Consider the following 13213-nt stretch of genomic DNA (forward strand, 5'->3'; position numbering starts at 1 on the left):
CGGTTCCAGTCCTTATGGTAGGCCAGCGGACAGGGTACGAGGGATACAGGGACGATGAAGACCATTGTGGTCGGCGCCGGCATTTCGGGCCTTTCGACGGCGTGGGCTCTGACGAAGCGCGGGCATGACGTGACGCTGATCGAGCAGGGACCGATCCCCAATCCGCTCGCCGCGTCCGGCGATCATCACCGCATCATCCGCCGCGCCTATGGCGCGCATCTGGGCTATGCGGCACAGATCGACGAGGCGTTCTCGGCCTGGAACGCGCTCTGGCAGGATCTCGGGCAGAAGCATTACGACCATCGCGGCTGCCTGTGCCTTTCCTATGAAAAAGGCGACGCGGCGGACGTGCATCGCGAGGGCCTTGCGGATGGCGGCCATCCGTTCGAGATCGTCGAGGCGGGCGAGGCCGTCGCCCGCTGGCCGTTCATCGAGGAGAGGGGCCTGCGCTACGCGCTCTATTCGGATGAAGGCGGTGCGCTGCACTGCCGCCGCATCGCGACCGGCATCGCCGAATGGCTGCGGGCCAACGGAGCCGATGTGCGAGAGAACACGAAGGTTGTCGGCGTCGATGTCGACGGCGCGACGCTGACGCTTGCAGACGGGTCGCTGCTTGCCGCCGACAGTCTCGTCGTCACGGCCGGAGGCTGGGTGCTCAATCTTTTTCCCGACCTTGCCGTCGACCTCCAGCCCTATCGCACCGCGGTCGCCTATCTCGACCCGCCGGCCGATCTGCGGGAGGCGTGGGCGGCAGCTCCCACGCTGCTCGACGTCGGCACGGAAGACGAGGGCTACATCATCCCGCCTTCCGGGGATGGCGGCTTGAAATTCGGCACCGGACTGCACCGTCAGGTGACGGCCGATGCCGACGGCGATCGCGAAATGGCGCCGGAGGAGGGGGACCGGATCGTTCGCCATTTCGCACCGTCCATCGCCCGGCTCGACGAGTACCGGATCGCGTCGACGGCAAGCTGCGTCTACACCTTCACGCATGACGAGACCTTCTACAGCGCACATATCGGCCACGCGCTCGTCGTCTCTGCCTGTTCGGGCCACGGGTACAAGTTCGGCGCCGCCATTGGCCGGCGTGTCGCCGATGCGGTGGAGACCGGCGATCTGGCGACGTTGCGTCACTGGATGCGAGCCGATCAAGCCAATGAAACGGCCTGATACGACACCATTCGGCCGCTCTTGCGCAGGCCGAACCGGCCATCCTATTTAAGGGCCAGCAGCGACCATTCAGATTCGGTCCGTCCGGGCCGACAATCCCTTGAAGGAAGAGACATGAGAGATCCCGTCGAAACCTATATGAGCCTCGTGCCGATGGTGGTCGAGCAGACCAATCGCGGCGAGCGCGCCTACGACATCTTCTCGCGCCTTCTGAAAGAACGGATCATCTTCATCACCGGCCCGGTGGAGGACGGGATGGCGACGCTGGTCTGCGCGCAGCTTCTCTTTCTCGAGGCCGAGAATCCGAAAAAGGAAATCAACCTCTACATCAACTCGCCAGGCGGCGTGGTGACCTCGGGCATGGCGATCTACGACACGATGCAGTTCATCAAGCCGGCCGTTTCGACGCTGTGCATCGGTCAGGCCGCTTCGATGGGATCGCTCCTGCTTTGCGCCGGCCACAAGGACATGCGCTTCGCCACGCCGAACGCGCGCATCATGGTGCATCAGCCCTCTGGCGGCTTCTCCGGCCAGGCGTCGGACATCGAGCGCCACGCACAGGACATCATCAAGCTCAAGCGCCGCTTGAACGAGGTCTATGTCAAGCACACCGGCCAGGATTACGAGACGATCGAAAAGACGCTCGACCGCGATCACTTCATGACGTCGGAAGAGGCGAAGGCCTGGGGCCTGATCGATCGCGTCATTTCCGAGCGCGAGGCGACCGAGGGCGACAAGCCGGCCGGATGATGCCTTTTGAACGGCCGATGACGCGGTTTTGACGCGAAACGCGGCAATTCCGTCACAATAGGCTGTTTCCACCGGGACATCGGGCTTCTAGGTTAAGCCGATGTTCAATGATAGCAGGCTTAGCTTTTAGCTGGGGATTTGCAGACAGGGGGCCAATTCGCGTTTTGCATCTCGGAGCGAATTGGGTTCACTGATGCGACATTCTTGGCAGGGCGGGTCGCCCGCCTTAGAATTTAGATTCGGCGCCGTGTTGGGGCGGTGCCGGAGAGCGGTGCCGAAAGGACGTACCAAATGAGCAAGATCAGCAACAGCGGTGGCGATTCCAAGAATACGCTCTACTGCTCGTTTTGCGGCAAGAGCCAGCACGAGGTTCGCAAGCTGATCGCAGGCCCGACGGTCTTCATCTGCGACGAATGCGTCGAATTGTGCATGGACATCATCCGCGAGGAAAACAAATCCTCGATGGTGAAGTCGCGCGAGGGCGTTCCCACGCCGCAGGAAATCCTGAAGGTTCTGGATGATTACGTCATCGGCCAGCCCTACGCCAAGCGTGTGCTGTCGGTCGCCGTCCACAATCACTACAAGCGCCTCGCCCACGCGTCGAAGTCGAACGACGTCGAACTGGCGAAGTCCAACATCCTCCTGATCGGCCCGACGGGTTGCGGCAAGACGCTGCTCGCCCAGACGCTCGCCCGCATCATCGACGTGCCCTTCACCATGGCCGATGCGACGACGCTCACCGAGGCCGGCTATGTCGGCGAGGACGTCGAGAACATCATCCTGAAGCTGCTCCAGTCGGCCGATTACAATGTCGAGCGGGCGCAGCGCGGCATCGTCTATATCGACGAGATCGACAAGATCTCGCGCAAGTCCGACAACCCGTCGATCACCCGCGACGTCTCGGGCGAGGGCGTCCAGCAGGCGCTGTTGAAGATCATGGAAGGCACCGTCGCGTCCGTTCCCCCGCAGGGCGGCCGCAAGCATCCGCAGCAGGAGTTCCTCCAGGTCGACACCGCCAACATCCTCTTCATCTGCGGCGGCGCCTTTGCCGGGCTCGACCGGATCATCTCCGACCGCGGCCGCAAGACCTCGATCGGCTTCGGCGCCAATGTCGCCTCTCCGGAAGACCGGCGCACGGGCGATCTCTTTCGCCAGGTGGAGCCCGAGGATCTGCTGAAGTTCGGCCTCATCCCCGAATTCGTCGGCCGTCTGCCGGTCCTGGCGACGCTCGAGGACCTGGACGAGCCGGCACTTATCCAGATCCTGACCGAGCCGAAGAACGCGCTCGTCAAGCAGTACCAGCGCCTGTTCGAGATGGAGAACGTGGAACTCACCTTCCACGAGAGCGCGCTTTCGGCCATCGCCAAGAAGGCGATCGAGCGCAAGACCGGCGCGCGCGGCCTGCGCTCCATCATGGAAGCGATCCTGCTCGACACCATGTTCGAGCTTCCCGCGCTCGAAGGCGTTCAGGAAGTCGTCATCTCCGACGACGTGGTGCAGGGTTCGGCCCGTCCGCTCTACATTTATTCTGAGCGCGAGCACGAAAAAGGCTCCGCCAGCGCGTGATTGCAATTCGGGCGTGGGCTTGCCTCACGCCCGCCATGCGTTTCGGGCATGGCGACGTTGCGGCAGCCTGCGTCTTGATCTGCCTGGAGTCAGACGCCACCTAAGTGCTATTCGGGTGCCAGGTCTTCCGTGCTGCTCAATTCGTGTCCTTGTCTCTCAGGGCAATAGGCGGAAGGCCTTGACGCCGCTAATATGAGATTCGCGGCTGGCTGCTTCACGGCGGTCGCGGACAGAAAGGTTGGAATATGACCAAGCTCTCCAGCGCCCCCGGCCAGACGACCTACGCCGTTCTGCCGCTGCGCGACATCGTGGTTTTTCCGCACATGATCGTGCCGCTCTTCGTCGGTCGCGAGAAGTCGATCCGTGCGCTTGAGGAAGTCATGGGATCGGACAAGCAGATCCTGCTTGCCACCCAGAAGAATGCCGCCGACGACGATCCGCAGGCCGATGGCATCTACGAGATTGGCACCGTCGCCAGCGTGCTGCAATTGCTGAAGCTGCCCGACGGCACCGTCAAGGTGCTGGTCGAGGGGTCCGCCCGCGCGCGGATCACCTCCTTCACCGATCGCGAGGATCATCATGAGGCCGCGGCCGAACTGATGGCGGAGACCGAGGATGAGGAAGTCGAGATCGAGGCGCTTGCGCGTTCGGTCGTCTCGGACTTCGAAAACTACGTCAAGCTGAACAAGAAGATTTCGCCCGAGGTCGTCGGTGCCGCGAGCCAGATCGAGGATTACTCGAAGCTCGCCGACACGATCGCCTCGCATCTGGCGATCAAGATTCCCGAAAAGCAGGAAATGCTTGCCACGCTCTCCGTGCGCGAGCGGCTGGAAAAGGCCATGGGCTTCATGGAAGCCGAGATTTCCGTGTTGCAGGTGGAAAAGCGCATTCGCTCGCGCGTCAAGCGCCAGATGGAGAAGACGCAGCGCGAATACTACCTCAACGAGCAGATGAAGGCGATCCAGAAGGAACTCGGCGAGGGCGAGGACGGCCGCGACGAGGCGGCCGAACTGGAAGACCGTATCAAGAAGACCAAGCTGACCAGGGAAGCCCGCGAGAAGGCGGATGCGGAGTTGAAGAAGCTGCGCACCATGTCGCCGATGTCGGCCGAAGCGACCGTCGTGCGCAACTATCTCGACTGGCTGCTGTCGATCCCGTGGGGCAAGCCTTCCAAGGTCAAGAAGGACCTGGAATTCGCCCAGAACGTGCTGGACACCGATCATTTCGGCCTCGACAAGGTCAAGGAACGCATCGTCGAATATCTGGCGGTCCAGAGCCGGCAGAAGAAGCTCAAGGGTCCGATCCTGTGCCTTGTCGGCCCTCCCGGCGTCGGCAAGACCTCGCTTGGCAAGTCGATCGCCAAGGCGACCGGCCGCGAGTTCATTCGCATGGCGCTCGGCGGCGTGCGGGACGAGGCCGAGATTCGCGGCCACCGCCGCACCTATATCGGCTCGATGCCCGGCAAGGTCATCCAGTCGATGAAGAAGGCGAAGAAGTCCAATCCGCTCTTCCTGCTCGACGAGATCGACAAGATGGGCCAGGATTTCCGCGGCGACCCGTCCTCGGCGCTTCTCGAAGTGCTCGATCCTGAACAGAACTCGTCCTTCATGGATCACTATCTCGAGGTCGAATACGACCTGTCGAGCGTGATGTTCGTGACGACAGCCAATACGCTCAACATCCCTCCGGCCCTGATGGACCGCATGGAGATCATCCGGATCGCCGGCTACACCGAGGACGAGAAGGTCGAGATCGCCCGCCGGCACCTGCTGCCCAAGGCCATTCGCGACCATGCGTTGAACACCGGCGAGTTTTCGGTGACGGACGAGGCGCTGCGCGAGACGATCCGCACCTATACGCGGGAAGCGGGCGTGCGCAATCTCGAACGCGAGTTGATGAAGCTCGCGCGCAAGGCGGTGACGGAAATCCTGCGCACCAAGGTCAAGTCGGTCGAAGTGACCGTCGAAAACCTCGATGGCTATCTCGGCGTCCAGCGCTATCGCTTCGGACAGGTCGACGGCGAGGATCAGATCGGCGTCGTCACGGGCCTTGCCTGGACCGAGGTCGGCGGCGAATTGCTGACGATCGAAGGTGTCATGATGCCCGGCAAGGGCAAGATGACGGTGACGGGCAATCTGAAGGACGTCATGAAGGAGTCGATTTCGGCCGCCGCGTCCTATGTCCGCTCGCGCGCGATCGATTTCGGCATTGAGCCGCCGCTCTTCGACAAGCGCGACATCCACGTCCATGTGCCCGAGGGCGCGACGCCGAAGGACGGTCCGTCCGCCGGCATCGCGATGGTCACGGCCATCGTCTCAGTGCTGACGGGCATTCCGGTCCGCAAGGACATTGCCATGACCGGTGAGGTCACGCTGCGTGGCCGCGTCCTGCCCATCGGCGGTCTCAAGGAAAAGCTCCTCGCGGCCCTTCGCGGCGGCATCAAGAAGGTGCTGATTCCCGAGGAGAATGCGAAGGATCTGGCCGACATTCCTGAGAATGTGAAGAATGCTCTGGAAATCGTGCCGGTCAGCCGCGTCGGAGAAGTGTTGCAACACGCGCTGATCCGTCAGCCCGAGCCGATCGAATGGACTGAGACGGCTGCGGCGACGCCCGTGCCGTCCGACGATTCGGCCTCCGCGAGCCTTGCGCACTGACCGGGTTGCAACAAACCGTCTGATAATTGCGAAAGCCGGGCCTCGCGCCCGGCTTTTCGATTGAAAAACCGCGGAAAAGCTGGGATTTTGCGCCCCCAAGGCCAGCTTTTCGCTTGGTTGCAGGCGCGCTGTGTGACTACACTCCGCCCGCTGCCGGCAGAACCCAGTTTTCCGGCCTTTCAAATGAAAGGAAGTTTTTAATGAACAAGAACGAGCTCATCGCCGCGGTTGCCGAGGAAGCGAACCTTTCCAAAGCCGATGCGCAGTCTGCAGTGGATGCCGTGTTTTCCACGATCTCCGGCGAACTGAAGAAGGGCGGCGACGTGCGTCTGGTCGGCTTCGGAAATTTCTCGGTCTCGCGCCGTGAAGCCTCGACCGGCCGCAACCCGCAGACGGGCGCCGAAGTCCAGATTCCGGCCCGCAACGTGCCGAAATTCTCGGCCGGCAAGGGCCTCAAGGACAATGTGAACTGAATTCACTTCTTCCTGTAGGTGAAACGAAAAAGAGCCGGCGAAAACCGGCTCTTTTTTTGGAAGGGTGATCAGGTCTTAGTTGCCTGCGGTTCCGACGCTTGTCGCGATGCCTTGGAACTTCGTGTTCAGGGCCGTGCCGACCTGGCCGGCGCCGACGATGATCACGACGCCGATGAGGGCGGCGATCAGGCCATATTCGATGGCGGTTGCGCCGGACTCGTCGTTCTGGAAACGCTTCAGAAGGTTCTTCATTGGAATTGGGCTCCTTGTCCCCGCTTTGTGACAAGGCTCAATCTAGAGGGGGCATATTGCAATCTGCTTAAGCGGGAAGGTTAACCAACCGCTACGTTTCGCGTAGTTAAAGTCGTATGAAACTTAAAACTTGAATTACTTGGACGAAGCGAGCCGCGGGGCGGTGTCGCGCGGCCCGTCTCCAAGGATGAAACGCGTGAAAACCACCTGGCCCCAGAGCGCGGATGGAACGTCACGAAGCATGGCCGGTTCTGTCCCAAAGCGGACAGGAGACCAACATGCCTGGCCTGCTGCCGGTTTCGTGGACACCGAGATATGGCCTGCTGCATGGCAGGATCGGGAAGTGCTCCTCGAAGCCTGCCTCCCGCCTGCTGCGGCAAGGATCCCTGTGACGACGGGAACGCGGTCTCCCCGCTGTCCGCAGAAAAGACGTTACACCCGAAAAAGCATTATGGCGGGCGTGAAAAATGCCTCCGCGCAAGCGGCTTTTCGTGGCGGTCAAGGGCTGGAACGATGAGTTCCTTGGAAAACATGGTGGGCGATGACGGGCTCGAACCGCCGACATCTTCGGTGTAAACTTCGTGGGCTTACCTGAACCATGCGGAACTCTGGGAACCGCACCCTTCGTAAATGGGTCGTTTCCGGCATGGTTTCGCGTTTCGTTCTCAAAAGTCAGGTTCGCCGTGTCAAAGCGCACTTCGTAAATCAGAACTCCAGCGACGACGCGAGCTTGCGCAGGTGGCCTGGCGAATAGCGGGCATAGACGCGATAGGTGATGCGCGGATTGTCGTGCCCAAGGAATTGCGCGATTTCATCCATGGAGTGGCCGTCCTCGGCCAGCCAGACCGCAGCCGAATGCCGGAGCATGTGCGGTGACACGTCGGGCCTGCCGATCGCCTCGCCTGCGGTCTTGATGCCCTTCCGAATGGACTTTACTGGCCCGCCTGCCCATTCGATCACGTAGGGCGACAACGCGCCCTTGTGGGCTACGTCGAGCGCAGCGCGCAGCTTGCCGTTAATCGGCACCGAGGCGCGGCCCTTGCGCTTCGCCTTGTCGAACGGATTGCGCAGGTGGATGATTCCTCGCGCGAAATCCACCCGATCCCACGTCAGTTGCAGCGCCGCCTCGCTTCGTGCGCCAGTGCCGATCATCAGCATGATCGCCAGGGCAACATGCGGCGCGTTCGTCGCGTCCATGAGCTTTGCGGCTTCATCCTTCGTGATATAGCCGTCCTTCGGGTTCGGCTTGGTCGGCCGCTCGATATGCGGCGCGTGTGGTATCATCCGCTGCTTCCATGCCCAGACCAGCACGGATCGAAGATGGCCGAGTTCGGTGTGAATCGAGCCATCGCTCTTCCCGGCCTGCCTTCGCGCTTCGACATAGGCGCGGCAATCGGCCGTGGTGACCTCAACGGCCTCGACGCTGGCGAACCAAGGCGCCAGCGCCTTCCATGTGTATTTCATGGTTTCGGCGATCGACCTACCGGCCTTGTCCAGCCGATAGCCCGCCCAGATGTCCTCTACCGTCGTCCCGCGCGGACGCGTGAGTTCGGCATATCGAGCCGGGGCGAGGCGACGCGCCTCTTTTGGATCTGATGTTCCAAGTCGATAACGCCGTCGTCCGCTGGCGACGGTGGGGTCGTCCCAGGTGACGCAGAGTTCGTCTCCGAGCTTGGTGATGCGCCATTCTGGCATTCGATCTTCTCCACGTCCTCGCCCCTGATCCGCAGCAGTTTGCCGCCCAGGCGGAAGGCTGGCAATTCCCCATCCGCGATCATGTTGCGGATATGGCGTTCCGAGCAGTCCCAGCGCTCAGCAAGGGTGCGAGGGGTATATGCTGTGGCACGGCTCATTCTGTCTTCCCCTCCCTTGTAGAGCGGGCGCGGACGGCAGAGGTTTCCCATGCCTTATCGATATCGGTCACGTCGCAGACGGTGCCGTAGGTCACCCCATCGCGGAACGCTTGCTCGACAAGCCCTGTCTCCACGATGCTGAACCCCTCGGCAGCGAGAGCGGCGATAGCCACGTCTGCGCATCCGAGACTGCCCTTCCATTCGGGGTGATGGGTGCCGTCCTGCCATGGGTCCGGTTCGCCCATCTGCGCTGCCTGCTCACGGTCGTAGGCCCGCGCGATTATCTCCCTTGGCGTCTTCATGGCTGGCGCTCCTGAAGGGCCTTCCACGACGGCATAGCTGATTGCAGGCGGGACTTGTGCGGCTCTGGACAAATCCACCAACCAAGAGATGAAAGCCGCTTAAACAGCCACCACCGCAAGCCGCTTGCTCTTTCCTGTTTTGCACCTTTGTATGGCGCGTCGGATGGTTCAAGCATCCGATAGGCGGAAAGAAGCCTTCTCTTGCTTGACGGGTCTGTAACGCCTTGGATTGCCGCCCAAATCATATCGTCGCGGCGCTGGTGAAAATCGAGGGCTTCTAGGCATTGCTTGTTGTGCGCCAGAAGCTCCATCAAGTCGGCATCGAACTGTTTCATGCTCATGGCTTCCCTTCCTCCCCTGCCGCCGATTGGGGACGGAGGGCGGCTTCGAGGACCGCGCGCGCAGCCTGGTAAATCACCGGTTCCGGAGCGTTGAGGCCATGCTGCATGAGAATATCGCCGGCCCGTCGCACGGCGTCGTCTGTCACCGCTGGCCCGCCCTCGGCTTGTGCGAGACGGGCTTCGGCAGGCAGGGCTGTTATTTCTGCAATACACCCTGCCACAATGTCGGCTATCGGCTGATCTGACCCACCATCAGACGTAGCTTTCACTTCGGCCATCGCTTCGACAAGAATATCGAAATGTCTCTGGCTTGGTGCTTGCTTGAGTGCGAATGCCATACGGATATTTTCAGCCTCCAACTCCGCCACCCGCTCCCGCAGCCGTGCTTCGGCTTCTGGAGAGGCGAGGGGCGCGGCGTAGAGTGGTTGTCGGTGCTCCCGACGAACCGGTTCAAATCCTTCGACATAGTGCCATATGCCGCTACCTTCATCCTTGTATCGCCAGACGACAGGTTCCGCCCCCACCCCATCTACGGGAAGGGAGGGGGAAGCGCGGCGGTTCCAAGCTTCGCCCCCATGCGGATGGGCCGCGCCACACGAAAGGCACGCAGCATCAAATGCGGAGAGCGATACGTTATCGCTACCACAAAACGGGCAGGGCTTGAGCGCTTCCCGCGCCTGTTCGATGGGGGTCATGTCAGGCTCCTTTCAGGGCGGTGCGCTTGGCGTCTTTCACGCACTGGTTCACGCGAAAACGAAGCTCTTGATGTGGGGTGAGGTCGTCCACGAAAGGCGGCTCAATCCATGAAATCGCGGCGCGCAGAGCATCATTCGCCGATCTCAACGCCTCTATCTCTTTGGCTTGAGCTTCGAGCGCTGCGACGGCTCGCTCGCACAATTCCCGTGTCGGGCGATTCGCATGATTCTTCGCGCGCATTCGCAATTCGCGCACCAGGTCGTCATTCGGGGCGGGCGTGGTGGTCATCGTGCGGCTCTATAAAGCGGGCGCTGTCGAGCGGGCAGGGGCAGCTTGTCGGCTGCCTTGGCCTTCTTCTCGGCGCGGGTTTTCGTGGTGGCAAAGGGCTGGCCCTGCATCTTCGGGCCGTCGTCGACGATGCGCAGATGCTTTTTGGCGACGGCATCGGTCTTGGCCTTGTGGAACTCGGCAAGCGCCGGCGCCAGATTGGATTCGCGGTGCTCGCCTCCGAGAATGAGCGCGACCTTGTGCTCGAGTTCCCATGGCTCGCCTGGCGCGATCGGCCGGCCCGAAAGGTAGCAGCAGCCGTCATAGGCTCGCAGGATGCGCAGGCGGACGCGCGGCGGGACTTTGCTGTCTGGTGTCTTTCCGATCCACTCCTTGACTGCTCGTGGCATCACGCACCTCCCTTCGGCGCCGGGAGCAGCGGCTGCATTGATCCAGTCTCATAGGCGCTGGCGATGCGCGGCCGCACATGCTCCGAAACGGAATGACCGTCGGGCATCTGGATATGGGCGAGGAATGCGTCCTCGAACGTCTCGATGCCGCTTTCGATGCTCTCCAGCTTCGCCTTGATGCAGAGGAAGAGCGCGCGCCAGCGGGACCGACAAGCCTGCTCCCATGCGGCCATTGCGGAATCGGCCGAACGGGTCTTGCCTCGCTCCGTCATGATGAACTGCTTGTCCATCTGGTTCGGCAGTGGAAGGTGGAAGACGATGCGCCGGCTCGACATCTCGAACACGAGCATGGCGCGGGTCTGCTCTTCGAAGATGCCGAAGCCAGCGGCGCGGTGTTTGCGCAGGAGGCCATCGATCTCGCCCTTCGTCTTAGAGACGGCGACGTTCGTCGTGGCAGCGTAGGCCATCAAACACCTGCCTTTCGGCGCATGACGATCTCGCACTCAAGCATTGTGCGGCGGCAAGAGGCCAATTCGCCCTCAAGGAACTTCCATGCGCGGCGCGCAGCCTTGCGGGCCTCGATCTGCCCGGCGATCACATGATAGCGCCTGACGGCCTCCGCATAGCGGCGTGCGGCCTTCCTGCGGTCGATGATGATGAAGAACCATGCCAGCGGGTTCATGCTGCCAACTCCCCAGCCTCGACGCCCGCAATCCCGGCGATGATGTCGACCGCGTCGTCCCGCTCGATCTCCTTCCGCGCGACCTGCCGGCAATAGTCGACGATCTTCCGGGCCCGAGCGCGCTGGTCGTCTGTCAGGCCATCCTTGAACAGGCCTTTCGACACCTGGACGATATCGCCTTCGTCGGGACCGATCGCCGCAACCATGACCTTGGCGAAGGTTGAGAGCCATGTCGGATCGGCAGGCTCGGAGGCCGGCGCATTGTCGCCACCGGCCTCCGAGCTCTGGCCGCTCTCCTGGGAGGAGGATTCGCCGGCCGCGGCGTCTTGAGGGGCGGGATCGCCGCTGCCGTTCTCGTCGGACGAGGGGGCGCCCGACGAGGTCTGTTGTTCGATTGCCGGGCCACCAGAGAGCGTATCCGTCTCGCGGGTCACGTGGTCCGCGCTGAAGCCTTCGCGCGCGCCCGCGTCCTCCTGTGGTGAATTCTGCCGTTCCTGAAGGCGCTGCATGATGGAGGGCGTGATGTCCTTCGCGTTGTCGGGGCCTTGGAACTGCTGGGCCTCGTCGCGGTCGTAGACGCCTAGGATCACCTCGGGGCAGTGCCGCCGCGCCCATGACCGCGCGGAGAAGTAGCCGAGCTGCTGCTGCGGGTCGGATTTCCAGAGCGGCGAGTTCTTCGTCGGGATCGTCCCGATCGGGGGCGAGGTGTACGAGCATTCCTCGCCGTCGAGCGTGCCGACGACGGTACAGGTCATTTCGGCCCCGCTGCCCTCGAACGAGTATTTCAGCCGGCCTTTGATGCCCGAGCGCGTGTTGACGACTGCGGCGATCAACTGCGCCTCGTAGGCAATTGCGCCGTTCACGGCATAGGACTTGGAAGCGACGGCGAACGGGCTCATCTGCCATTCGAGGGCCTGCATCGCGACGGCCATGCACGCGCCGGCATTCCCGCGAAGGTGCTTGGGCAGCGCAATGTCGGCGCGGCACATGACCTCTGCAAAACGCACGACGTCAGCGAGGCTCTGTGGGGCGAGGCTCGATCCATTCGCGCCGGTCGAGATTGCGACCGAGTTCATGGTCGATCGGTCGGTGGTGGCGATCTGGTTCATATCAGTTGGCTCCGAGAATGTGACGCGCGGTGTGTTTCTCGTCCGGCCCAAGATCGGACTTGAACGCGACCCACTGCAGGTAGTCGTGTGGCAGGGCGGCCCACTTGGCCCCGCGATGCTTGCCGAACGTGACATTGCGCAGCACGACAGGCTCGCTCGTCAGTTCGATCAAGCGCTGCACGCTGGACGCGAAGATCAGTCGGTGAAGGATGTAGGCCGTGACGAGTGTGTCAGGGCCTGCCCGGTGCGGTGGCATTGCCGCATCGAAGTCCATCCCGTCGCTGTCGATATCGAGATGATACCGGAGCACCTGATTGGAATGGCCCGGCGCCTCGGGGAAAAGATGCCGTGCGCACTGAAGCGTGCAGATCCATGGAAACGCCCCACCACCAAAGAATGCGCGTTCGAACTTGGCATTGTGCGCGGCGAAGGCATCGCCTGGCTCCATGCCTGCCATCAAATGGCGAAACGCCACATCCGGGGAAACAGCATTCGCAACGTCAGCGTCGCAGATGTGGTGAATCGCGCGTGTGACGGCCGGAATGGGGTGGCCGGGGTTGACGAACATCGCGTGAGGCCCGTTCATCCGCCAGTCGTCGGAAAGGTCAGTCCAACCAATCTCGCAGACGCCTTTGACCTGATCCTCGGGAACGCCAGTGGTCTCGAAATCGATGACACGGATCTTCAT

16 protein-coding genes are annotated in these 13213 nt (G+C 62.1%); 5 read left to right on the plus strand and 11 right to left on the minus strand.

The features are described from left to right. Positions 1 to 54 precede the first annotated feature (54 nt). From PZ895_RS07715 to hupB, 5 genes are all read left to right on the plus strand, one after another. Complete coding sequence (locus PZ895_RS07715) at positions 55 to 1170, plus strand: FAD-dependent oxidoreductase (RefSeq protein ID WP_275838441.1); 1116 nt, start codon at positions 55 to 57, stop codon at positions 1168 to 1170. A gap of 114 nt (positions 1171 to 1284) precedes the next feature. Then, positions 1285 to 1920 (plus strand): ATP-dependent Clp protease proteolytic subunit, encoded by a 636-nt coding sequence (locus PZ895_RS07720; protein ID WP_275838442.1) that lies wholly within the window; start codon positions 1285 to 1287, stop codon positions 1918 to 1920. Positions 1921 to 2211: 291 nt separating this feature from the next. After that, positions 2212 to 3486 carry an ATP-dependent Clp protease ATP-binding subunit ClpX gene (clpX, locus tag PZ895_RS07725; RefSeq protein WP_252926364.1) on the plus strand — a complete coding sequence of 425 codons (1275 nt, stop codon included), beginning with the start codon at positions 2212 to 2214 and terminating at the stop codon, positions 3484 to 3486. A gap of 245 nt (positions 3487 to 3731) precedes the next feature. Further along, positions 3732 to 6140, plus strand: coding sequence for an endopeptidase La (gene lon, locus PZ895_RS07730; protein WP_275838443.1), 2409 nt, complete (start codon positions 3732 to 3734; stop codon positions 6138 to 6140). A 200-nt stretch (positions 6141 to 6340) separates the two neighbouring features. Then, positions 6341 to 6613 (plus strand): DNA-binding protein HupB, encoded by a 273-nt coding sequence (gene hupB / locus PZ895_RS07735; RefSeq protein WP_275838444.1) that lies wholly within the window; start codon positions 6341 to 6343, stop codon positions 6611 to 6613. A 75-nt stretch (positions 6614 to 6688) separates the two neighbouring features. Here the strand turns inward: hupB and PZ895_RS07740 are convergent, their stop codons facing one another. From PZ895_RS07740 to PZ895_RS07790, 11 genes are all read right to left on the minus strand, one after another. Further along, positions 6689 to 6865, minus strand: coding sequence for a Flp family type IVb pilin (locus tag PZ895_RS07740; protein ID WP_275838445.1), 177 nt, complete (start codon positions 6863 to 6865; stop codon positions 6689 to 6691). A 705-nt stretch (positions 6866 to 7570) separates the two neighbouring features. Continuing rightward, positions 7571 to 8560, minus strand: coding sequence for a site-specific integrase (locus tag PZ895_RS07745; protein WP_275838446.1), 990 nt, complete (start codon positions 8558 to 8560; stop codon positions 7571 to 7573). A 154-nt stretch (positions 8561 to 8714) separates the two neighbouring features. Further along, complete coding sequence (locus PZ895_RS07750; protein ID WP_275838447.1) at positions 8715 to 9020, minus strand: hypothetical protein; 306 nt, start codon at positions 9018 to 9020, stop codon at positions 8715 to 8717. Beyond that, positions 9017 to 9361, minus strand: coding sequence for a hypothetical protein (locus PZ895_RS07755; RefSeq protein WP_275838448.1), 345 nt, complete (start codon positions 9359 to 9361; stop codon positions 9017 to 9019). The genes PZ895_RS07750 and PZ895_RS07755 overlap by 4 nt, the downstream gene beginning before the upstream one ends. Continuing rightward, the gene (locus PZ895_RS07760) at positions 9358 to 10056 is read right to left on the minus strand and encodes a hypothetical protein (RefSeq protein ID WP_275838449.1); all 699 of its coding nucleotides are present in this window, start codon (positions 10054 to 10056) and stop codon (positions 9358 to 9360) included. The genes PZ895_RS07755 and PZ895_RS07760 overlap by 4 nt, the downstream gene beginning before the upstream one ends. Before the next feature lies 1 nt (position 10057). Next, entirely contained in the window at positions 10058 to 10345 is a 288-nt protein-coding gene (locus PZ895_RS07765; protein WP_275838450.1) for a hypothetical protein, read from the minus strand. After that, positions 10342 to 10734 (minus strand): HNH endonuclease, encoded by a 393-nt coding sequence (locus PZ895_RS07770; protein ID WP_275838451.1) that lies wholly within the window; start codon positions 10732 to 10734, stop codon positions 10342 to 10344. The genes PZ895_RS07765 and PZ895_RS07770 overlap by 4 nt, the downstream gene beginning before the upstream one ends. Beyond that, complete coding sequence (locus PZ895_RS07775) at positions 10734 to 11201, minus strand: hypothetical protein (protein ID WP_275838452.1); 468 nt, start codon at positions 11199 to 11201, stop codon at positions 10734 to 10736. The genes PZ895_RS07770 and PZ895_RS07775 overlap by 1 nt, the downstream gene beginning before the upstream one ends. After that, a complete protein-coding gene (locus PZ895_RS07780; protein ID WP_275838453.1) occupies positions 11201 to 11416 on the minus strand; it encodes a hypothetical protein in 216 nt (71 codons plus the stop codon). The genes PZ895_RS07775 and PZ895_RS07780 overlap by 1 nt, the downstream gene beginning before the upstream one ends. Continuing rightward, positions 11413 to 12525, minus strand: a complete 1113-nt coding sequence (locus PZ895_RS07785; protein ID WP_275838454.1) for a recombinase RecT — start codon at positions 12523 to 12525, stop codon at positions 11413 to 11415. Before PZ895_RS07785 ends, PZ895_RS07780 begins: the two co-directional genes overlap by 4 nt. A 1-nt stretch (position 12526) precedes the next feature. Then, positions 12527 to 13213, minus strand: a complete 687-nt coding sequence (locus PZ895_RS07790) for an exonuclease domain-containing protein (protein ID WP_275838455.1) — start codon at positions 13211 to 13213, stop codon at positions 12527 to 12529.

The sequence above is a fragment of the Mesorhizobium sp. YIM 152430 genome (genome assembly GCF_029210365.1).
Taxonomy (GTDB): domain Bacteria; phylum Pseudomonadota; class Alphaproteobacteria; order Rhizobiales; family Rhizobiaceae; genus Aliihoeflea.